This window comes from Streptomyces sp. NPDC059080 (genome assembly GCF_042739975.1).
Lineage (GTDB): Bacteria > Actinomycetota > Actinomycetes > Streptomycetales > Streptomycetaceae > Streptomyces > Streptomyces benahoarensis.
In genome coordinates this window covers 222,798-244,202 of sequence record NZ_JBHYGX010000005.1, presented here as the reverse complement: position 1 = coordinate 244,202, position 21,405 = coordinate 222,798, and the positions used below count along the sequence as shown (strand labels likewise).

Genomic DNA, 21,405 nt, shown 5'->3' with positions numbered 1-21,405 from the left:
CCTCGAGCGGCAGCCCCCTCCCTGACCGGGCGAACCGCAGGTGGCGACAGGCGGGAACCGCGCACCCCATGACGCTCAACGACGACACAGTGACGCCATCGAGGGCGGCCTAGCACAATTCCGAGGCAACCGTTGACGCGAACGGGGCCGCCTCGCTAGGGTCCGCGGACCACAATGAAGTCAAGCGGTCCGCAATGCGGTCCAGGATCGAGTGGCCCTTGTGGCGCCTCCCACCATCGCCCCACCGGCAGTCGCCCCGCATGCGGCAAGGGCTCACCGACTCTCTCCCCCCGCTGCCTACCTGCGACGGAACGCAAGCACCGCCCCCTCCCCCGTCGCCACCTCCCGAGCCGAATCGAGGCCCCATGGCGATCAAAAAGCAAACGGCACCAGCGGCCAGACCTGCACGCATCCGCCTCACCGGCCCCCAGCGTCACGCCTTCTGGGGCTCCTTCGGCGGCTGGGCCATGGACGGCTTCAGCTGGACCATCCCCGGGCTTGTCCTGGCCCCCACGCTGACCGCCCTGCTGCCCGCCGCCGGCATCACCCCGACCCCGGAGAACATCGGCTGGTACGGGCAGATCAGCGCCGCGATCTTCCTTCTCGGCTGGGGCTGCGCCTTCATCTGGGGCCCCATCGCCGACCGGTTCGGCCGCAAGCCCGCCATGATGGCCTCCATCCTCATGTACGGCGTCTTCACCGCCCTGGCCGGCTTCGCCACCAACATATGGGAATGGAACATCTGCCGCTTCCTGGCTGCCATCGGCGTCGGCGGCGAATGGGCCATGGCCGGCACTCTGCTGGCCGAAGCCATGCCGGAGCGCGTCAGGGCACGGCTCGGCGGCGCGATGCACTCGGCCGGATACTTCGGCGTGCTCACGATCTCGGCCGTGTACCTCCTCTTCGGTCCGGCGCTTGGCTGGCGGGGCATGTTCTTCATCGGCGGCATCCCCGCCCTGGCCGTCTTCCTCATGCGCCGCACCACCCCCGAACCCGAGCGCTGGCAGGCGGACACGTCGAGCCGGAAGGCCCGCTCCTTCTGGCAGCCCGTCACCGAGGTGCTCTCACCGCCCTACCGCGCACGCACCATCGGCAATCTGCTGCTGCTCATGGTGTGCGTCATCGGTCTGTGGGCCGGCGCCACCTACGTGCCCACCGCCATGACCACGCTGGCGACCGAAGCCGGCTACAGCCACGACACCACGGTGCATCTGGCCAGCCTCTCGTCGATGACCGTCGCCGTGTGCACCATCGTGGGCTGCTTCGCCGTACCCCGGCTCGCCGACCGCATCGGACGGCGCGGCGCGCTCGCCTCCCTCTACGGCCTCATGATCGTCGGCACTGTTGGTGCTTACGGCATCGCCTACCCGATGCACTCCATAGGCCTGACCTTCACCTTCCTGCCGGTACTCGGTCTCGGCGGCGCCAGCTTCGCCGTCTTCACCATCTGGCTCCCCGAGCAGTACCCCACCCGGATGCGCGCCACCGCTTTCGCCCTCGCCACCACCCTCTCCCGCTGGTTCGCCGCCGCCGGCACCTTCCTCATCGGCTACGGCATCCACGCCACCGGTTCCCTCACCATCCCGCTCACCCTCACCGCCGTGGTCTTCGTCATCGGCATCGGCCTGGTACGCCTCGCCCCCGAGACCCGCGGCAATACGCTCCCCACCTGAGCCCAATGGCGTCGGGCGGCCTCGAGTAACCACCTCGCCGGGGAGCGTACGAGGGCGGGAGGCTGCGGCCTCCCGCCCTTCGCGTGGGTGCGCGCCCCGGCTCAGCCGACCGCCGGCGCCGCATGCCCGCGCCTCGCGGGCGGGCGCCGCGCTCCCAGATGGTGCGGGTGTGGCGGGTGCGTACCGTGCCGGCGGCGACGGTGACGGCCGGGTCGTCGAAGACCGGCAGTACCGTCTCGATGTAGTCGGGCGCGAGGACGGTGTCCGCGTCGACGGCGAGGACGAGGTCGGTGGTGCAGTGCGGCAGCGCGTGGTTCTGCGCCCGGGCCTTGCTGCCGAGGTTCCGCGGCGGGCGCAGCACGGTGGCGCCGTGTGCGGCGGCCACCTCGCCCGTGCGGTCGGTGGAGGCGTCGTCGACGACGAGGACGCGGTCAGGTGGCGCCGTCTGCCGTGCCAGCGACTCCAGTGTGGCGGGCAGCCCCTCCTCCTCGTTGTGTGCGGGAACGATGACGGTGATGGTGTGCATGCCGAACTCCCCTCTGCGGTGCGAAGTGCGCCGGCCACGAGCGTGAGCAGCCCGATCAGGCCGTAGACGAGTGTGCTGATGCCGATGAACGGCAGTCCTCCGTGCATGTCACCGACGGTAGCGAGGGAACGCATCCCACGGTTTCGGAGGCGCCCTCCTGTGGATAACTCACCGGTTCGGCACGGCACTTCGACGCAACGACGCCGGCCGCCGCGCCCCGTGGGGGCGGGCGCGACGGCCGGCGCGTGGTGCTGAGGGGGGAAGTCGGTTACTCGACGACCTTCAGCAGCTTGTTGGGCGTGCCCTCGCTCGGGTTCGAGATCTTGTCCGGCGTGGCGCCGTCCGTGAGGGCCTTGGCGACCTCGTCCGGCTTGGCGTCCGGGTGGGCGCCGAGGTAGACCGCGGCCGCGCCCACGACGTGGGGGGTGGCCATGGAGGTGCCGGAGATGGTGTTGGTGGCGTTGTCGTCGGTGTTCCAGTCCGAGGTGATGTCGGAGCCGGGGGCGTAGAGGTCGACGATGCTGCCGTAGTTGGAGAAGTCCGACTGCTCGTCCTTGTTGGTGCTGGAGGCGACCGTGATGGCCTCCTTCACCCGCGCCGGGGAGCCCTGCGAGGCGTCGGCCGACTCGTTGCCCGCCGCGACGGCGAAGGTCACGCCGGAGGCGATGGCCTTCTTGACGGCCGCGTCAAGCGCCTCGTCCGCGCCGCCGCCGAGCGACATGTTGGCGACCGACGGACCCTTGTGGTTCTTGGTCACCCAGTCGATACCGGCGACGACCTGCTCGGTGGTGCCGGAGCCCTGGTCGTCCAGCACGCGGACGGCGACGATCTTGGCCTTCTTGGCGACACCGTGGTCGGTACCGGCGATGGTGCCCGCGACGTGCGTGCCGTGGCCGTTGCCGTCGTTGGCGTCGTTGTCGTTGTCGACGGCGTCGAAGCCGTAGGACGCACGTTCCCCGAAGTCCTTGTGCGAGATGCGCACGCCGGTGTCGATGACGTAGGCGGTGGCGCCCTCACCCGAGGAGTCGGGGTAGGTGTACTTCTTGTCGCCCTGGGTGTCCGTCTGGTCGATGCGGTCCAAGCCCCACGACGGCGGGTTGTCCTGGGTGGCGTCTATGTGGAACTTCTTGTTCTGCACGACCTTGTCGACGGCCGGGTCGGCGGCGAGGCGCTTGGCGTCGTCGGCGCTCAGACCGGTGGCCGAGAACCCGTTGAGGGCGGCGCTGTAGTTCCGCTTGACCTTGCCGCCGTACTTCGAGGCGAGGTCGTTGTGGGCGGTGGCGGGCACCGAGGCGCTGCTGACCGACTTCTTCAGCATGACGATGTAGCTGCCATTGACGGCGCTCTTCGCCTCGGCACCGTAAATCTTGCCTTCGGCGGGGGTGGCACCAGCGGTGACCGCGGTGACTGCGGCGATACCAGTGGCGGCTACGGCGGCGGCGATGGCCGTGACGAGCCGCTTCTTGCTGGAACGCTTGTGAGCCATAGCGAGGGTTCTCCTCGTTCGTGATGTGGGGGGAAAGCGTTGCGCAATAGCCCGGTTCGGCAGGAAGCCCTGCACTGGGCTGGATCGAAACCCTGTCGGATTGACGGGTTCAGTTCAAGGCCAGCCACCCCTTGTGAGATAAACAACAACCCTGCATAAAGACAAAATCGGCCACAAGTAGATCAAAAGAAGCGGTTAGTTGAATATTTGAGCCTCAATGCCGTTTACATTTCGGCAATCTGCGGTTAAGGACGGTGGATTGACCGCTACCGAGGGCCCGTTGGCGTATAAGGCTCGCGCGTTCAGGAGCTGACGGGACGGAAGACGGGGTGGGCGTCAGGCGCCGTCGCGTCAGCCCGAGGTTCATCGGCCTCGGTTCGTCGACGAAGTGCGGGCGGATCGTCTCCCGGAGCGCGCCGGCCAGTACGGGTGGCCGGGGCGCCCCTCGCGCGTGAGCCCGGGCCCGTCGGCGGGCCGCCGCCTCCGCCCCAGGTCCGCCCGCCTCCGCGCCGTGCCCACGCGCCGCCATCCCCGGGTCCACCCGCCCACCCCGGTACAGGCACCTGCGAAACTGGACACGTCACGCCCGGCAGGAGGAATCACCATGAACGAACCGCGCCCCGGCGCCTTCACCGAGACACGCGCCCGCGCCGCGCTGGCAGCCGCCGGGCGGCCCGACGCCGCTGCCGACGCCCGGCTGCTCTCACTCGGCGAGAACGCCGTCTTCGCGCTCGGCGAGCACGGACCGGTCATCCGGGTCGGCCGCAGCGCCGAACTCCTCGAACGCGCCGAACGGGAGCTGGCCGTGGCCCGCTGGCTGGCGGACGCAGGCATCCCCGCCGTACGCGCCGCCGAGCCGGAGGCACAGCTCGCCGACGGTCATCCCGTGACGTACTGGGAGCGGCTGCCGGACACCGTCCGCCCCGCCGGACCCGGCGACCTCGCCGCGCTGCTGCGGCTGGTGCACGCCCTGCCGGAGCCGCCCTTCACCCTGCCGCGACGCGACCTGCTGGGCGGCGTCGAGCGGTGGCTACGGCTGGCCGGGGACGCCGTCTCCCCGCAGGACGCGGAGTATCTGCGCGGCCGCCGGGACGCCTTCGCCCTCGCCGCGACGGCGCTGGAGCCGCATCTGCCGCGCGGCCCCATCCACGGGGACGCGCTGCTCCGCAACGTCCATGTCGGGCCCGACGGTCCGGTCCTGGTCGACCTGGAGACCTTCTCCTCCGATCTGCGCGAGCACGACCTCGTGGTGCTGGCCCTCAGCCGCGACCGCTACGGACTGCCCGCCGAGGCGTACGACACCTTCGTCTCCGTCTACGGCTGGGACGTACGGGACTGGGAGGGGTGTGCGGTGCTGCGCGGCTCCCGGGAGACCGCGAGCTGCGCCTGGGTCTCCCAGCACGCACCGGGCAACCCGGCGGCCCGTACGGAGTTCGCCCGGCGCATCGCCTCGCTGCGCGAGAAGGACACGACCGTGCGGTGGTATCCGTTCTGACGGCGTGCCGGGACGGCGGGTGGGTCAGTCGTGCGACGCCTGGTGCGGGATGAGCGGCCAGGCACCCTCGACGTACGCCTCCGGCTTACCCGAACGCCGCAGATACGCCTGGAAGTCGGCGGCCTGCTCCGCGGCCGCGCCCTCCTGGAGCGCGTGCAGCGCCTCCGGGGACGGCAGGGCGACGGCCGGATACCGCTCGCCTATCCGCCGGGCGACACCGGCCGCCGCGACGGCGTCGGCGCCCGCCTCATGGGCGCCGTCGAGCGGGACGCCGTAGTGGCCGCAGAGGGCCTGGAGGGCGCGCTTGCCCTTGCGGTACCGGTCGACGTGGCGGTCCAGCACCAGTGGGTCGATGACCGGGGAAGGGGCGCGGCCCAGGCGCTCGGTCAGGGACCGCACACCGTGGCGGCGGCACTCCCTGTCGAGGAGGGAGAGGTCGTACCGGGCGTTCATCACCACCAGAGGTATCCCGGCGCGCAGGGCCTCGGCCAGGGCCTCGGTGATCTCCTCCACAGCGGTCTTCGCCGGGGCGCCGTGCTCACGGACGTAGGCGGTGGACATGCCGTGGATCGCGGCGGCTTCCTCGGGCACCGGGACGCCCGGGTCGATCAGCCACGTCTGCCGGACCGCGGTCGTGCCGTCGCCGTCCAGGCGGATCAGCGCGGCGGTCACGACGCGGTCCCGCTCGATGTCGGTGCCCGTGGTCTCCAGGTCGAAACCGGCCAACAGGTCCTGATGCCAGCTCATGGCGGGGCCTCCTTCGGTGGTGCGTCCCCCGTTGCTCCGCCACTCTCGCACGCGCCACTGACAACGCGACCGGCAGCCGCGAACAGATAGGACAAAGCGGACGGCGGGGCGGCGGAAGCCGTGGTGGTCCGCACGCGGCGGACCGGGCGGACCAGGCGCGACGGGCCACGCCCGGGCAGGCTCCACCCGACGTCAGGACACCGGCCGGGAGTCCGCCCACTCGCTCTCGAACTCCTCGCGGTACGTCTCGAAGAGCCCGGCCTCGCCCTCCCGGCCGCCGCCGCTCTGGCGGACCACGTCCCGTCCGTCGCCGCGCAGCACCAGCACCGGCGACTCCATGCCGCGGCTGCGGCGCAGATAGCTCTGGACGACGGCCAGCCCGTCGGGCCCGTCGCCGTCGACGAGGTACGCGGTGAACCGCGGGGTCTCGTCGAAGACCTGGATCTCGAACGCCCCCGGGTCGCGCAGCCGTGCCCGCACCCGCCGCATGTGCAGGATGTTCATCTCGATGGACCGGCTCATCTCGCCCTTCTTGAGCCCGATCTCGCGCTCGCGGCGGCGGACCGCGCTGCTCGCGGGGTTGAGGAAGAGCAGCCGGATCCGGCAGCCCGCCTCGGCGAGGTGGACCAGGCGGCGGCCGGAGTAGTTCTGTACGAGGAGGTTGAGCCCGATGCCCACCGCATCGAGGCGGCGGGCGCCGCCGAACAGGTCCTCGGCGGGCAGTTGCCGCTGGAGCCGCACCCGGTCGGCGTGGACCCCGACGACATCGGCGTAGCGGTCGCCCACCAGGTCCTCGACCGCGTCGATGGGCAGCCGCCCGGAGGTGCGGGTGCCGCTGCCGGACCCCAGGAGGTCCAGCAGCCGGGCGGAGGCGCGCTCCGCCTGGGCGAGGACGGTCTCCGACAGGGCGCGGTTGCGGGAGACGATGTTGCGGGCGACCTCCAGCTCGTCGAGGCCCAGCTCGACGTCCCGGCGGTCATCGAAGTACGGCTCGAAGCAGGGCCAGTGCTGGACCATCAGCTCCCGCAGCTGCGGGAGGGTCAGAAAGCTGACGATGTTGTCGTCGGCGGGGTCGAGGAGGTAACCCTTGCGGCGACTGACCTCCCGGACGGCCACCGCGCGCTGGACCCATTCCTGTCCGGCCGGTCCGGCGGCGGCAATCACCCATTCGTCGCCGTGCACCGGCTCGTAGATGGGGCGCAGCACCGCGGAGACCACGGTGCGGAGCCGCTGCTCGACGAGATTCAGCCAGATGTAGGCACGACCGGCCCGGCGGGCGCGGGTGCGCACCTCGCTCCAGGCGTCGGCGCCCCAGTCGAGTTCCGCGCCGATCTCCAGTGGCCGCGCCAGGGACACCGCGCCGGGCGGCGCGTCGACGGAGCCGCCCTCATGGCCCTCGTGACCCTCGTCACCAGGGGGCAACTCCAGCCCGCCGCTCACCTGCCACCGCCTTCCGAACCTCCGTGTCAACGATCAAGGCAGACTACTGCGGAGCGGGGAGCGGTGCAGCAGGATGAGTCGACCGGCCCGTCAACTCCGCATGTCAGACGTGGCCGTTGCGCCCCGAAATGCGGCGCGGACGTGAGCGGTTTCATAGCCGCGTCGCCCCCGGGCGGCCCTTGTGCGGCCCCGGGGCGCGGGCCCGGCGCCGCGCGGGAGCCGCCCGCCCGGACACCGCGACGGCGCCCGCCCGCCGCAGGTCCGCGCCCTCGGCACCGCATCCGGAACGACCGGTGCAGGGGCGCGTGACGGCGCGCGGTCCCGCCGGGGCGCGCGGGGGTCGAACGCCGGGACGCCGGGCGATTGGCCGGGCCACTACTGGTGGACTCCGCCTGGATGAGCTAGCCGCTACCGCATCTGACGTACGGGAGATGGTCACCGGCCGCGGGCGCCGACGACACGGCGGTAAGGTCCCACTAGGCTCGAAATTGCCCGCTTTTCGGGGAATATCAAGGGATATACCAGGCGTGCGGGATGGGTCGAGGGAAGGATCCGAGGCGGTCCGCGGACGCGTGCCGTGGAGTCACCGCAGCCCCCGACGAGAAGGTGGAAGCCGACGCATGCAGGTCTGGCCGGGACAGACGTATCCACTGGGTGCCACCTACGACGGCGCCGGAACCAACTTCGCGGTCTTCTCCGAAGCCGCCCGGCGCATCGAACTGTGCCTGCTGCACGACGACGGCTCACAGACCGCCGTCGAACTGCGCGAGACCGACGCGTTCGTCCGGCACGCCTACCTCCCCGGGGTGATGCCGGGCCAGCGCTACGGCTTCCGGGTGCACGGCCCCCACGACCCGGCGCGCGGCCACCGCTGCAACCCCGCGAAGCTGCTCCTGGACCCCTACGCGCGCGCCCTGAGCGGTCGCATCGACTGGAACGAGGCCGTCTTCGGCTACCACTTCGGCCGCCCCGAGTCCCGCAACGACCTGGACTCGGCGCCGCACACCATGGCGTCGGTCGTGGTCAACCCGTACTTCGACTGGGGCGACGACCGGCCGCCGCGCACCGCGTACCACGAGACGGTGCTCTACGAGGCGCACGTCAAGGGCCTCACCATGCGCCACCCGGACCTCCCCGAGGAGCTGCGCGGCACCTACGCGGCGCTGGCGCACCCGGCGGTCATCGAGCATCTGACACGGCTGGGGGTGACCGCGCTGGAGCTGATGCCGGTGCACCAGTTCGTCCAGGACCACCGGCTGGTGGACGCCGGGCTCACCAACTACTGGGGCTACAACACCATCGGGTTCTTCGCCCCGCACAACGCCTACGCGTCCTGGGGCGACCGGGGGCAGCAGGTGCTGGAGTTCAAGTCGGCGGTGCGGGCGCTGCACCGCGCGGGCATCGAGGTGATCCTCGACGTCGTCTACAACCACACCGCCGAGGGCAACCACCTGGGTCCCACGCTCTCCTTCCGGGGGCTCGACAACGCCTCGTACTACCGGCTCGCGGAGGACCGGCGGCACTACACGGACACCACCGGCACCGGGAACTCCCTGCTGATGCGCAGTCCGCACGTCCTGCAGCTGGTGATGGACTCGCTGCGCTACTGGGTGCAGGAGATGCACGTCGACGGCTTCCGGTTCGATCTGGCGGCGACGCTGGCGCGGCAGTTCCACGAGGTGGACCGGTTGTCGTCCTTCTTCGACCTGGTGCACCAGGACCCGGTGGTCAGCCAGGTCAAGCTGATCGCGGAGCCCTGGGACCTCGGCGAGGGCGGCTACCAGGTGGGCAACTTCCCGCCCCTGTGGACGGAGTGGAACGGCAAGTACCGCGACACGGTGCGCGACCTGTGGCGGGGCGAGCCGCGCACACTGGCGGAGTTCGCCTCCCGGCTGACCGGCTCCTCGGACCTCTACCAGGGCGACGGGCGCCGCCCGATCGCCTCGGTGAACTTCGTGACCTGCCACGACGGCTTCACGCTGCACGATCTGGTGGCGTACGACGAGAAGCACAACGAGGCCAACGGCGAGGAGAACCGCGACGGGGAGCGCTTCAACCGGTCGTGGAACTGCGGCACCGAGGGCCCGACGGACGACCCCGGCATCCGGGCACTGCGGGCGCGCCAGATGCGGAACGTCGTCGCCACCCTGATGCTGTCCCAGGGCGTGCCGATGCTCTCCCACGGCGACGAGTTCGGCCGCAGCCAGCGCGGCAACAACAACGCGTACTGCCAGGACAACGAGGTCTCCTGGGTGCGCTGGCCGGCGCCGGAGGACACCGGGGAGCGGGAGCTGCTGGCGTTCGTCCGGCGACTGGTGCGGCTGCGGCGCGAACATCCGGTGTTCCGTCGGCGACGGTTCCTCCAGGGGCGGCCGGTGCCAGGAGCCGAGGACGCGCTGTCGGACGTCGCGTGGTTCACCACCGACGGGACGGAGATGGGGCCGGACGACTGGGAATCGGCTCAGGCAAGGTCCCTGATGGTTTTCCTCAACGGCCGGGCGATCTCGGAACCGGGCCCCCAGGGCGAGCCGATCGCGGACGACTCGTTCCTGCTGTTGTTCCACGCGCACCCCGAGGAGCAGGAGTTCACCGTTCCGCCGCGCCACGGGCGGCGGTGGCAGGTCGTGGTCGACACCGCGCGACCCCGCGCGACGGACGGCGCGGACGGCGACGGGGCCGTGGTGAAGGCCGGTGACCGCCTGACACTGACGGGGCGGAGCCTGGTGGTGTTGCAGCGGCCCACGGAGTCCTGGGGGCCGGTGGGGCCTGCGTAGCCGGACTGTCCCGCCCGGGGCCGGTGCGCGCCGCCCCGGGCAGTCCGTCGCCCCGGGTGGCCCGTCGCCCCAGGCAGCCCGGTGGCGCGGGGCCGTCGCGTGTGCGGCCGGGGGGCGCGCCGCCCTGGGGTGCCCCCGCGGAGCGTCGCCCCGTGCAGCCCGGTGGCGCGCCGCCCCATGCGGCCCCCGGGCCCTCGCTCCGCTCGGCCGGTCGGGGGCGGGTGCCACCCGTTCGGCGCGTCCGGAGAGGGGATCGCGCGCGGGGGCGCGCGGGCGGGCCGGTGCGCCGGGTACGGCTGCTCCCATGACGCAGCCGCCCGCTCCCCCGCCGACCGCCACCTACCGGCTCCAGCTCCAGCCGGACTTCCCGTTCGCCGCCGCCGGGCGGGCCGTACCGTACCTGGCCCGGCTGGGCGTCTCGCACCTCCATCTGTCGCCGGTGCTGGAGGCGGTCCCCGGCTCGGCGCACGGCTACGACGTGGTGGACCACACAGCCGTACGCGCCGAACTCGGCGGTGAGGACGGGCTGCGGACCCTGGCCGCCACCGCCCGGGCGCACGGCCTCGGCCTGATCGCCGACATCGTCCCGAACCACATGGCCGTCCCCGCCCCGATGTCCCTCAACGGACCGCTGTGGCGGGTGCTGCGGGACGGGCCCGGCTCCCCCTGGGCGCGCTGGTTCGACATCGACTGGGACGCCGGGCACGGCGGACGGCTGCTGCTGCCGGTGCTCGCCGGGCGGCTCGGCGACGAACTGCCGCGCCTGCGCGTCACGGACGGCACACTGCGCTACGGGCGGCACACCTTCCCGCTGCGCCCGGGGACGGAAGACCTGCCGCTGCCGCGCCTCCTGGACGCCCAGTGGTACCGCCTCGCCTGGTGGCGGCTGGCCCGCACCGAGCTGAACTACCGCCGTTTCTTCACCGTTTCCGAGCTGATCGGGGTGCGGGTCGAGGACCCGGAGGTGTTCGAGGCGACACACGGCACGGTGCTGCGGCTGGTGCGGGAGGGCGTCCTCGACGGCCTGCGGGTCGACCATCCGGACGGGCTCGCCGATCCGGCCGCCTATCTGGAGCGGCTGCACACCGCCACGGGCGGCTGCCGCACGGTCGTGGAGAAGATCCTCACCGGCGGGGAGCGGCTGCCCCGCGACTGGACCTGCGCCGGGACCACGGGCTACGACGCACTGCGCCACCTCGACGCCCTCTTCGTCTGCCCCGAGGGGGCGCGCAAACTGCGCGTGCACTACCGCGACCACGCCGCCCCGCCCCCGGACCAGGGCGGCGACTGGGCGGCGACGGTGCGCCGGGCCGCGTACGAGGTGCTGACCCACGGGCTGGCGGCGGAGGTGGAGCGGCTGGTGCGGGCGGCCGGGCGGATCGCCGCGGCGGACGGCGGCGACCACGCGCCCTGGGCGCTGCGCCGGGCGATCCGGGAACTGCTGGTGCGGCTGCCGGTGTACCGCCCGTACCCGGCGCGGGCGTCCGGTGCCGCCCGGGACGCCGCCCTGCTGGACGCGGCGGCCCGGGGCGCCCGCGACGCGTTCCCCGTCGCGGCGGAGGCCCGGTCGGTGGAGCTGATCCGGACGCTGGCCCTGGGCGGGACGGAACGGGAGGGGGCGGCCCGGGAGTTGGCCGGTACCGGGGGCGCGTCCGGGGAGGCCGAGGGGGCGTGCGCCGAGGTCCGGGGCGCCCCGGACCCGGCTCCCGGGGGCGAGGCGCTCCGGGGCGAGGTGGCCGCGTTCGCCGCGCGGTTCGCGCAGACCGCGTCCGCCCTGCACGCCAAGTCCGTGGAGGACACCGCCGGCTACCGCCATCCGGCGCTCCTGTCGGCCTGCGAGGTGGGCGGCGACCCCGGACAGCCCGCGCTGGATCCGGAGGCGTTCCACGCGTACTGCGCGCACCTCCAGGCGGAGTGGCCGGGGACGTCGACGGTGCTCACCACCCACGACACCAAGCGCAGCGCCGATGTCCGGGCGCGGATCGCTGTGCTGTCGGAGTGCCCCGACCGATGGCGCGACGCCTTGCACGAGGCGGGCGCGTGGCCCCGGGGCGGGCCGGAGGGCGGTCCCTCGGGTGAGCCGGAAGGCCATCCCCTGGGCGCGCCGGAAGCCGCTCCCCCGGGCGAGGCGGACGACGGCCCTCGGGGTGGCCCGGAGGCGCCGGATCCGCTGGTGGCGTGGCTCGGCTGGCAGAGCGCCTTCGGGCTGGGCTCACCGCCCGCCGGGGAATCGTCGAAGGCCGAGCGGCTGACGGCCGCGGTCCTCAAGTCCGTACGGGAGGCGGGACTGCGCACCTCGTGGACCGATCCGGACACCGGCTACGAGGATGCCGTCGCGCGGTTCGTGCGCGCGGGGCCGGGCGGACCGGCCGCCGCGGTGCTGCGGAAACTGGAGGACGAACTGGCGCCGTTCCTCCGCGCCAATGTGCTCGGCACGGCCCTGCTGCACCTGACGATGCCCGGCGTCCCGGACCTCTACCAGGACACCGAGCGGGAGTACGCCGCCCTGGTGGACCCGGACAACCGCCGCCCGGCCCGGCCGCTGCCCGCCCTCCTCGCCCGGCTGGACGACGGCGGCGCCCCGTCCGGTCTGTCCGCCGAGAAGCTGCGGCTGACCGCCGCGGCGCTGCGGCTGCGGCGCGCCCGCCCGCGCGCGTTCGGCGCGGACGGCTCGTACACGCCGCTGCGCGCCACGGGGCCCGCGGCCGGGCACTGCGTCGCCTTCTGCCGCGGTGGGGCGGCGGTCTCCGTCGCGACCCGGCTGTCGCTGCGCCTGGCGCGGTCCGGCGGCTGGCGGGGGACCACGCTGCGGCTGCCGGACGCGGGGCGGTGGCGGGAGGTGCTGACCGGCCGCACATGGGCGGGCGGTACGGCGGTGTGCCTCGACGAGCTAGGGGACGGGGCGCCGGTGGCGCTGCTGACGACGGAGTGAGCCGACGGCGCTCGGTCCCTCGCGCGCGCCCCCGCGTGACGGCCCTCCGAGGCCCCCGCCCGGGGCGCGCGGCGGATGGGCCCACGCCCCCCGCGTCACGCCGTCGGCCGCTCCCGCCGTCGGCCGCTCCCGCCGTCGGCCGCTCCCGCCGGTGACCGCCCCGGGCGCGGCGGTCAGCGCTCCGTCAGGACGTAGTCCATGGTGCCGAAACTGATGTGGTCGCCGGGGCCCACCGGGACCTCGCCGACCACCCGGAGGCCGTTGACGCAGGTGCCGTTGGTCGAGCCGAGATCGCGCAGCATCCAGCCGCTGCCCTCGCTGCGGAGTTCGGCGTGGGTGCGGGAGACCGTCTCGTGGTTGAGGCGCAGCCCGGCGCCAGGCGCCCGCCCTATGCTCAGCGGGATCGGCCCGGGCACCGGGAGCATCAGCTTCGGCAGCCGCTCCGTACGCCAGGCGCGGCGGATCCGCAGGTGGAACGCCGACACCCGGCCCACCGCCCGCAACAGCGCGCTCTGCACCCGGCCGTGACTCTCCAGGTCGGCGGTGGCCAGGGAGAGTTCGGAGTGCTGCTGCGCGGTGAGAACCAGCTCCAGCCGGCGCAGAAAGGTGTCCTGCGACAGCCGTCCCTCCGCGGCACCCTCGCGCAGCAGATGCAGCGCACGTTCCCGGTCCGCGTCCGACGGGCGCGCCGGTCGGGCGGGGAAGTCGAGCGAAGTCATGCGGTGATTCTGCGGGGCGGGTGACCCGCTGTCCAGGCGAGGTGACCGTTCCGGCCGCCCGGGGCACGTCCCTGACGTCGCACCAGGTCCGCGGCCCGGCACAGGCATGCGTACGGGGTTGTCGGGCTCGCCCCGGTACGGGCCCCGACGGGCACCCTGGAGCGAGCCGGTACGGCGCACGGGCCGGGCAGCGGCGCGCGTGACGACCGGCGCGCCGGGGGCGCGGCCCGGCGGGCGGCGGCGCGTGCGGATGCCCGCGCGCCCCGGCGTCACCGGTGACGGAGACTGTCACCATGCCCCTGCGTATCGCCGACCTGCTGGCCCGGACGGACCTCGCACTGTCCCCCGGCTACGACGTCCCGCCGCCGCTGAGGGACCGCGCCATCGAGGCCGCGACCGTCTCCGACCTGCTACGGCCCGGTAAATGGCTGCAGGGCGGCGAGTTGCTGATGACCATCGGGCTGCTGCTGCCGGACGACCCGGACGGCTGCCGGGAGTACGTCCGTGACGTCGCCGGGGGCGGCGCCGCGTGCCTGGCGCTCGGCCTCGGGCACGACCTGCCCCACCAGGAGGCGCCCCAGCCGCTGATCGACGCCGCGCGGGGGGTCGGGCTGCCGCTGCTGACCGTCCCGGACGAGGTGCCGTTCATCGCCGTCACCAAGGCGGTCTTCGCGGCGCGGGCCGAGGAACGGCGGGCGGCGCTGCACCGGTCCTTCGCCACCCAGCGGCGGCTGACCGCCGCGGCGGTCGGCGGCGGGCTGCCGACCGTGCTGCGGGAGTGGACCGCCGCCACCGGGGTGGGCGCCGCCGTCCTCGACCCGTTGGGCCGCCCCCTGGCGACCAGCGCGGGCCCCAGGGACGACGCGCCGCCCCCGGACGCGGCACGCGATCTCATCGACCGGGTCGCCGCCCAGGGGCTGCGCACCAGTGCCACCAGCGTGGCGGACGGGCGCCACCTGGAGGTGCAGCCGCTCGGCGCCCGGCGGCTGCGCGGGCTGCTACTGCTCACCGGCCGCCCGGACGGCGCCGCCCGCGCCGTCGTCCCCGGCCTCGTCTCCCTGCTCTCCCTGGAGCTGGAGCGCCGCCATCTGCGGGACGAGCCGGAGCGCCGCCGCCGCTCGGCGCTGCTGTCCGAACTCCTCGCCGACGACGGGCCGGCCGCCGAACGCGCCGATGACCTGCTGGCCTCGGCGGGCCTGACGGCCGGGCGGGTACGGGGCATCGCCGTCGAGGCGCCCGGCGGGCCGGACGAGGCGGCGCGGGCGGCGGCCGCCCAGGACCTCGCCGCCGATCTGGCGCTGGCCCTGCCCGGCGGCCTGGTCCGGGTCCTCGGCGGGGTGGTCGAGGCGGTAGCCGGGGAGGAGTGCGACGTCCGGGAGGTGCTGGGGCGGTTCGCGCCGGGCCGCCCGGCCGGTATCGGACCGGCCACCGTGCCCGTCTCCGCCCGGGTGTCGCTGCGTCAGGCCACCGGGCTGCTCGGTGTCAGCCGGGCCACCGGCGAACCGGCCGAGGCCCGCAGCTCCGGAACCAGCCGCCTGCTGCTGGACCTCGGCGACCGGCCGACGCTGCTCGGCTACGCCGACACCGTGCTGGGCCCGCTCGACCTCGCCGACCACGGCGCCGAACTGGTGGCGACCCTCACCGCGTGGCTGGAGACCGGCGGCGCCTGGGACGCCACCAGCCGCCGCCTCGGCGTCCACCGGCACACCGTGCGCAACCGCCTCGACAAGGCCATGGACCTCACCGGACGCCGCCTCGACGACCCGGACGACCGCTTCGACCTGTGGCTCGCCACCCGCATCCGCCGGGGCGCAGCCCCGTAACGTCCGCCCCTGGGCCGCCCGGGCGCATCCCCCGGACACCGGCCCGCCCGGGGCACCACCGGCACCGGTCCGCCCGGGGGCGGCCGAAACGGACGCCGGAACGCCGCCCGACCGGCCCGGACGCGCTCCGCCGGTCCGGTCCGACGCGCCCCGGCCGCACCGGGAGCCCCTTCCCTCCCCCCTCCCCCACGGTCTTTACTGCGCAGGTGACTTACGAGATCCGCGCCACGGGCCCGCTGCCCCACGCCCCCGACCGTCCCCGGCCCACCGACGGCCCCGGCACGCCGGGCGACCGACCCGGGAAACTCGTTGCCGTCAGCGACCTGCACGTCCGGTACGACGAGAACCGCGAGATCGTCGAACAGCTGCGGCCGGAATCGGACGCGGACTGGCTGCTGGTCGCCGGGGACATCGGCGAACAGGTCGCCGACATCCGCTGGGCCCTCGGCCTGCTCCGCGACCGCTTCGCCCAGGTGGTGTGGGTCCCCGGCAACCACGAGCTGTGGACCCCGCCCGACGACCCGGTGCGGCTGCGCGGCGTGGCCCGCTACGAGCATCTGGTCGGCATCTGCCGGGAGTTGGGCGTCCTCACCCCCGAGGACCCGTACCCGGTCTGGGAGGGCGACGGCGGCCCCGCCGTCATCGCGCCGCTCTTCCTCCTCTACGACTACACGTTCCGGCCGCCTGGCACCCACGACAAGGACTCCGCGCTCGCCACGGCCCACAAAGCGGGCGTGGTCTGCACCGACGAGTACCTGCTGCACCCGGATCCGTATCCGACGCGCGACGCCTGGTGCCGGGAGCGGCTCGCCCTCACCGAGGCGCGGCTGAAGGAGATCCCCGAGGAGCTGCCCACCGTCCTCGTCAACCACTTCCCGCTGGTCCGGGAGCCGCTGCGGCCGCTGCGCTACCCGGAGTTCTCCCTGTGGTGCGGCAGCGAGGCCACCGCCGACTGGCCGCTCCGCTTCCGCGCCCGGACCGTCGTCTACGGCCATCTGCACATCCCGCGCCTACTGACCTGCGACGGAGTCCCGCACCAGGAGGTGTCGCTGGGCTATCCGCGCGAATGGCGGCCGCGCCCGAAGACGCCGGGCCGCCCGGTGCAGATCCTGCCGCCGGTGACCGCCGGGGTCCCGGCATGATCGAGAAGCTGCTGCCGCCGCCGATCGCGACCGCCGAGGCGTTCGAGGACCGGCCGCTGGACGAGATGTTCCCCGAGGAGCGGGCGGCCGTGGCCCGCGCCGTCCCCTCCCGCCAGCGGGAGTTCGGAACCGTACGGTCCTGTGCCCGCGCCGCGCTGGCGACGTTCGGCATCCCCCCGGCGCCGCTGGTGCCCGGGGCGGACCGGGCGCCGCGCTGGCCGGAGGGACTGGTCGGCGCGATGACACACTGCACCGGCTACCGTGCCGCCGCCGTCGCCCGCTCCACCGACCTCCGCTCCGTCGGCCTGGACGCGGAGCCCAACGAACCGGTCCGCGACCCCGGTGTGCTCGGCCTGATCACGCTGCCCGAGGAGCGCGCCGCGCTGCCCGCGCTCCAGGCGGCCCAGCCGGAGATCCACTGGGACCGGCTGATCTTCAGCGCCAAGGAGAGCGTCTACAAGGCGTGGTACCCGCTCACCGGCCGCTGGCTGGGCTTCGAGGACGCCGTCCTCACCCTCGACCCCACGGACGCGTCGTTCACCGCCCGGCTGCTGGTCGACGGCCCCGAGATCGGCGGGGTGCCGCTGACCGTCTTCCACGGGGGCTGGCTGGTGGCCGACGGTCTGGTGGTGACGGCGGTGACGGTGGAACGGTGAGACCGGGCCGGGGCGCGCAGCCGCGCCCCGGCCCCGGCGTCAGCCCGCGTCGGGCGACAGCCGCAGCGATATGGAGTTGATGCAGTACCGCTGGTCGGTCGGGGTGGGGTACCCCTCGCCCTCGAAGACATGGCCGAGGTGCGAGCCGCAGCGGGCGCAGCGGACCTCCGTGCGGACCATGCCGTGCGAGCGGTCGTCGATCAGCTCCACCGCCGCGGAGTCCTTCGGGTCGTAGAAGGACGGCCAGCCGCAGTGGCTGGCGAACTTCGTGTCGGAGCGGAACAGCTCGGCGCCGCAGGCGCGGCAGGAGTAGACGCCCTCGGTGGTGGTGTCGGTGTACTCACCGACACCGGCGGGCTCGGTGCCGGCCTGCCGCAGCACCTGGTACTCGGCGGGGCTCAGCTCGGCGCGCCACTGCTCATCGGGCTTGTCGATCTCGTACGACATGGGGTCTCCTCAGCTCAGCCGGCCAGGCGGGACAGGATCGCGGGGCCGAGGTCGGTGACGTCGCCCGCGCCCATGGTGAGAACAAGGTCACCGGCCCGCGCCATTCCGGCGACGGCGTCCGGGACGGCGGCGCGGTCGTCGACGGCGGTGACGTCGGCACCGGCGGTGCGCGCCGCGTCGACGATCAGGGCGCTGGTGATGCCGGGGATCGGGTCCTCACGGGCCGGGTAGATGTCGAGGACGACGGAGGCGTCGGCGAGGGCAAGCGCCTGGCCCATCTCCTTGCCCAGCTCCTGGGTGCGGGAGAAGAGGTGCGGCTGGAAGACAACCAGGACGCGGGCGTCCTCGGCGGCGCCGCGGATGGCCTCCAGATCGGCGGTCATCTCGGTGGGGTGGTGCGCGTAGGAGTCGATGACCTGCACCCCGGCCGCCTCGCCCTTGAGCTGGAGGCGGCGCTTGACGCCGGTGTACGTGCCGAGCGCGGAGGCGAGGTTGTGCGGCGGCAGGCCCAGGGAGATACCGGCGGCGAGGGCGGCCACGGCGTTGTGGGCGTAGTGGCTGCCGGGGACGGAGACGGTGAAGGTCAGGATCCGGCCGGTGGCCAGGGAGACGCTGACGTCGCTGGTCAGACCGCGCGGGTTGATCTTCAGGATACGGACGTCGGCGTCCTTGGACTCACCGTAGGTGACGACCTGGATGTCGTGCTTGCCCTCGATCTTCGCGGTCAGCTCACGGGCGCCGGGGTGGTCCGCGGAGATCACGAGGGTGCCGCCGGGACGGATCCGGCCGACGAACGTCTCGAAGGACGCGTAGATCTCGTCCATCGAGGCGTAGTTGGCGTGGTGGTCCAGCTCGACGTTGAGGACGATGGCGACCTCGGGCGCGTACTTGTGGAAGCTGCGGTCGCTCTCGTCGGCCTCCGCGACGAAGATCTCGCCGGTGCCGTGCTCGGCGTTCGAGCCGGGGGCGTCGAGGTCGCCGCCGATGGCGTACGACGGCTTGAGGCCGAGCGAGGTCAGGGAGACGGCGAGCATGGAGGTGGTCGTCGTCTTGCCGTGCGTACCGGCGACGGCGATCGGGCGGACGCCGTCCATCAGGGCGGCGAGGGCGTCGGAGCGGTGCACCACCGGGATGCCGCGCTCGCGGGCGGCGGTCAGCTCCGGGTTGTCCTGGCGGATCGCGGAGGAGACGACGACGGCGGTGGCGTCCGCGGCGAGGTGGTCGGCAGCGTGGCCGATGTGGACGGTGGCGCCCAGCTCGCGGAGGGCGGCGGCGGTCGCGGACTCCTTGGCGTCGCTGCCCGCGACGCGGGCGCCGCGCTGCGCGAGGATCTTGGCGATGCCCGACATACCGGCTCCGCCGATGCCGATGAAGTGCGGTCGGTCCATCGAGGCTGGGATGGCGGCTGCCATGGGTGACTCCCTGATCGTCGCGGCTCTCGTGCTGCCGTCGATTCTCGCACCCGCCTCCGACAACGCGTGCCCGGCCGCTCCGCGCCACGGCGGACGGGCGGCGGCCCGCGCGGCTCAGCGGCGGATGAGACCGCGCGCCGTGGCGGCCGCCACCGCCGCCGTACGGGAGTCGACGCCGAGCTTGGCGTAGATGTGCACCAGGTGCGACTTGACGGTGGCCTGGCTGAGGAAGAGCCGTTTGCTGACCTCGGCGTTGGACAGGCCGTCCGCGACGAGCTGGAGCACCTCCGTCTCGCGGCGCGACAGCGCGACGGCGGGGTCGCGCATGCGGTCCATCAGGCGCAGCGCGACGGTCGGCGCGAGGGCCGACTTCCCGGCCGCCGCGGTCCGGACGGCGGCGGCCAGTTCCTCGGGCGGGGCGTCCTTGAGGAGGTAGCCGGTGGCGCCCGCCTCGATGGCCGCGAGGATGTCCGCGTCGGTGTCGTAGGTGGTCAGCACGAGGACGCGGGGCGCGCCGGGGCGGGCGGTGATGGCGGCGGTCGCCTGGGAGCCGCGCATCTCGCCGCCGAAGCGGAGGTCCATGAGGACGACGTCGACGCCGGGCAGCGCGGCGAGGGTGACGGCCTCCTCGGCGGTGGGGACGTCGGCGACGACCGCGAAGCCCGGTTCGGTCTCCAGAACGGCGCGCAGTCCGGCCCGTACGACGGGGTGGTCGTCGGCGAGCAGCAGCCGGATCGGGGCGGGGTCGGTCACGGGGTGTTCTCCTCGCTGCGGTCCGGGGTGCCGCCGCCTGCGGGTGCAGGCGGCAGGGGCAGGGTGACGGCGACGGCGGTGCCCTCGCCGGGGGCGGATTCGAGGGCGAGGGCGCCGTACAGGGCGCGGGCGCGGGCCCGCATGGCGGCGAGGCCGAAGCCGGTGCCGTCGGCCAACGCCGTCCCGGCGGGCGGCAGGGCGCCGGGGTCGAATCCGGCGCCGTCGTCGACGACGTCCAGGGCGACCTCGGTGTCCATGTAGCTCAAGGTCAGCTCGGCGCGGCGGGCCCCGGCGTGCCGGACGGTGTTGGCGAGCGCCGACTGCGCGATGCGCAGCAGGGCGACCTCGTGCGGGGTGGGGAGTTCGGCGGGGGTGCCGGAGACGTGGCAGTGCACGGCGAGGCCGGAGGCGCGGGCGGTGGTGGCGCAGAGCCGCTCCAGCGCGGCGGGCAGCGATCCGGCCTCCAGGTCGGGCGGGCTCAGCTCGCGGACGAAACGGCGGGCCTCGGCGAGGTTGTCGACGGCGGTGGCGCGGGCGTGGACGACGTGCCCCAGTGCGGTCTCGGGGCGGGAGGGCAGGGCGCGTTCGGCGGCCCGCAGCAGCAGCTGGATGCTGGAGAGGCCCTGCGCCAGCGTGTCGTGGATCTCCCGGGCCAGGCGTTCGCGTTCGGCCAGCACCCCGGCGGCGTGCTCGGCGGCGGCCAGTTCGCTGCGGGTGGCGGTCAGCTCCTCCACGATCCGGCGGCGCTGTTCGCTCTCCCGGTAGAGGGCCTCGTAGCCGAGGACGACGGCGACCGCGACGGCGGCGCCGAGCACCGGCCCGATGACCGTGCCGAAGCCCAGCGCCCCGGTGTGGTGGGCGAACCCGGCGACGGCGGCGGCGGTGGTGACGGCGACGGCCGGCAGCGCCCACCGCGGCGCCAGCAGGTGCAGCTGGACGAAGTAGAGCGGGAAGGCGAGCCAGACGCCGTCCTGGGTGAGCGCCAGCAGCACGATCCAGACGGCCGCGAGGAGGGTCAGCCACAGGGCCGCGGCGCCGCTGCGCGGGCGGACGCCGGGCACCAGCGGGCCCGCGACGTAGCAGCCGAGCAGGGCGGCGGACACGGCGACGACGGCGGCGGCGTGCGGATCGCCGTCGACGACGGCGCGGGCGGCGGCGAGCGCGAGCAGCGCCGCCACCATCAGGTGCAGGCAGCTGCGCAGCACCCGCACGGCGGGGGCGAGGGAGAGGTCGGTCACGGTTTCTCCAGATTAGGCACGGCGCCGGGGAGCGGCATCCATCGAAAGGTTGAGCGGCCGCCGCACCTTTCGATCCGGGAGAACCGCTCCCGGGCGCGATGCCCCGGAGCACCCCGGGGCGAGACGGTGGAGCCATCCGCCG

The 21,405-nt window shown here is 73.9% G+C and carries 16 protein-coding genes; 7 read left to right on the top strand and 9 right to left on the bottom strand.

Annotated features, from left to right (window positions below):
* The first annotated feature begins 365 nt into the window (after nucleotides 1–365).
* The gene (locus ACFWWQ_RS06090) at nucleotides 366–1,673 is read left to right on the top strand and encodes an MFS transporter (RefSeq protein WP_384590840.1); all 1,308 of its coding nucleotides are present in this window, start codon (nucleotides 366–368) and stop codon (nucleotides 1,671–1,673) included.
* On the opposite strand, the gene ACFWWQ_RS06085 is transcribed toward ACFWWQ_RS06090, so the two are convergent.
* Nucleotides 1,612–2,199 carry a glycosyltransferase family 2 protein gene (locus ACFWWQ_RS06085; RefSeq protein ID WP_384590837.1) on the bottom strand — a complete coding sequence of 196 codons (588 nt, stop codon included), beginning with the start codon at nucleotides 2,197–2,199 and terminating at the stop codon, nucleotides 1,612–1,614. The two genes, ACFWWQ_RS06090 and ACFWWQ_RS06085, sit on opposite strands and share 62 nt — an antisense overlap.
* 268 nt (nucleotides 2,200–2,467) lie before the next feature.
* Entirely contained in the window at nucleotides 2,468–3,685 is a 1,218-nt protein-coding gene (locus ACFWWQ_RS06080) for a S8 family peptidase (RefSeq protein ID WP_384590834.1), read from the bottom strand.
* A gap of 604 nt (nucleotides 3,686–4,289) precedes the next feature.
* Here ACFWWQ_RS06080 and ACFWWQ_RS06075 point away from each other — a divergent pair.
* Nucleotides 4,290–5,180 (top strand): aminoglycoside phosphotransferase family protein, encoded by an 891-nt coding sequence (locus ACFWWQ_RS06075; RefSeq protein WP_384590831.1) that lies wholly within the window; start codon nucleotides 4,290–4,292, stop codon nucleotides 5,178–5,180.
* A gap of 24 nt (nucleotides 5,181–5,204) precedes the next feature.
* Here ACFWWQ_RS06075 and ACFWWQ_RS06070 read toward each other — a convergent pair whose 3' ends face one another.
* On the bottom strand, nucleotides 5,205–5,927 hold the full coding sequence (locus ACFWWQ_RS06070) for a 3'-5' exonuclease (protein ID WP_384590828.1): 723 nt from the start codon (nucleotides 5,925–5,927) through the stop codon (nucleotides 5,205–5,207).
* Nucleotides 5,928–6,119: 192 nt separating this feature from the next.
* Nucleotides 6,120–7,367, bottom strand: a complete 1,248-nt coding sequence (locus ACFWWQ_RS06065) for an SAV2148 family HEPN domain-containing protein (protein WP_384590825.1) — start codon at nucleotides 7,365–7,367, stop codon at nucleotides 6,120–6,122.
* A 620-nt stretch (nucleotides 7,368–7,987) separates the two neighbouring features.
* On the opposite strand from ACFWWQ_RS06065, the gene glgX reads away from it, so the two are divergent.
* Nucleotides 7,988–10,141, top strand: a complete 2,154-nt coding sequence (gene glgX / locus ACFWWQ_RS06060; protein ID WP_384590822.1) for a glycogen debranching protein GlgX — start codon at nucleotides 7,988–7,990, stop codon at nucleotides 10,139–10,141.
* 304 nt (nucleotides 10,142–10,445) lie between these two features.
* Nucleotides 10,446–13,073 (top strand): malto-oligosyltrehalose synthase, encoded by a 2,628-nt coding sequence (gene treY / locus ACFWWQ_RS06055; protein ID WP_384590819.1) that lies wholly within the window; start codon nucleotides 10,446–10,448, stop codon nucleotides 13,071–13,073.
* A 173-nt stretch (nucleotides 13,074–13,246) separates the two neighbouring features.
* Here the strand turns inward: treY and ACFWWQ_RS06050 are convergent, their stop codons facing one another.
* The gene (locus tag ACFWWQ_RS06050) at nucleotides 13,247–13,792 is read right to left on the bottom strand and encodes an FHA domain-containing protein (protein WP_384590816.1); all 546 of its coding nucleotides are present in this window, start codon (nucleotides 13,790–13,792) and stop codon (nucleotides 13,247–13,249) included.
* A 293-nt stretch (nucleotides 13,793–14,085) separates the two neighbouring features.
* On the opposite strand from ACFWWQ_RS06050, the gene ACFWWQ_RS06045 reads away from it, so the two are divergent.
* From ACFWWQ_RS06045 to ACFWWQ_RS06035, 3 genes are all read left to right on the top strand, one after another.
* A complete protein-coding gene (locus ACFWWQ_RS06045; RefSeq protein WP_384590813.1) occupies nucleotides 14,086–15,615 on the top strand; it encodes a PucR family transcriptional regulator in 1,530 nt (509 codons plus the stop codon).
* A gap of 206 nt (nucleotides 15,616–15,821) precedes the next feature.
* Complete coding sequence (locus ACFWWQ_RS06040) at nucleotides 15,822–16,757, top strand: metallophosphoesterase family protein (protein ID WP_384590810.1); 936 nt, start codon at nucleotides 15,822–15,824, stop codon at nucleotides 16,755–16,757.
* Entirely contained in the window at nucleotides 16,754–17,413 is a 660-nt protein-coding gene (locus ACFWWQ_RS06035; RefSeq protein WP_384590807.1) for a 4'-phosphopantetheinyl transferase, read from the top strand. Before ACFWWQ_RS06040 ends, ACFWWQ_RS06035 begins: the two co-directional genes overlap by 4 nt.
* 39 nt (nucleotides 17,414–17,452) lie before the next feature.
* Here the strand turns inward: ACFWWQ_RS06035 and msrB are convergent, their stop codons facing one another.
* The 4 genes from msrB to ACFWWQ_RS06015 all read right to left on the bottom strand — a co-directional run bounded on the left by msrB (nucleotide 17,453) and on the right by ACFWWQ_RS06015 (nucleotide 21,206).
* Nucleotides 17,453–17,860, bottom strand: a complete 408-nt coding sequence (gene msrB, locus ACFWWQ_RS06030; RefSeq protein ID WP_384590804.1) for a peptide-methionine (R)-S-oxide reductase MsrB — start codon at nucleotides 17,858–17,860, stop codon at nucleotides 17,453–17,455.
* Nucleotides 17,861–17,874: 14 nt separating this feature from the next.
* Nucleotides 17,875–19,272: a UDP-N-acetylmuramate--L-alanine ligase gene (gene murC / locus ACFWWQ_RS06025; RefSeq protein WP_384590801.1), complete on the bottom strand. Its 1,398-nt coding sequence runs from the start codon at nucleotides 19,270–19,272 to the stop codon at nucleotides 17,875–17,877.
* A gap of 114 nt (nucleotides 19,273–19,386) precedes the next feature.
* Nucleotides 19,387–20,025, bottom strand: coding sequence for a response regulator (locus tag ACFWWQ_RS06020; protein WP_384590798.1), 639 nt, complete (start codon nucleotides 20,023–20,025; stop codon nucleotides 19,387–19,389).
* Nucleotides 20,022–21,206 (bottom strand): sensor histidine kinase, encoded by a 1,185-nt coding sequence (locus ACFWWQ_RS06015; protein ID WP_384590972.1) that lies wholly within the window; start codon nucleotides 21,204–21,206, stop codon nucleotides 20,022–20,024. Before ACFWWQ_RS06015 ends, ACFWWQ_RS06020 begins: the two co-directional genes overlap by 4 nt.
* Nucleotides 21,207–21,405 lie beyond the last annotated feature (199 nt).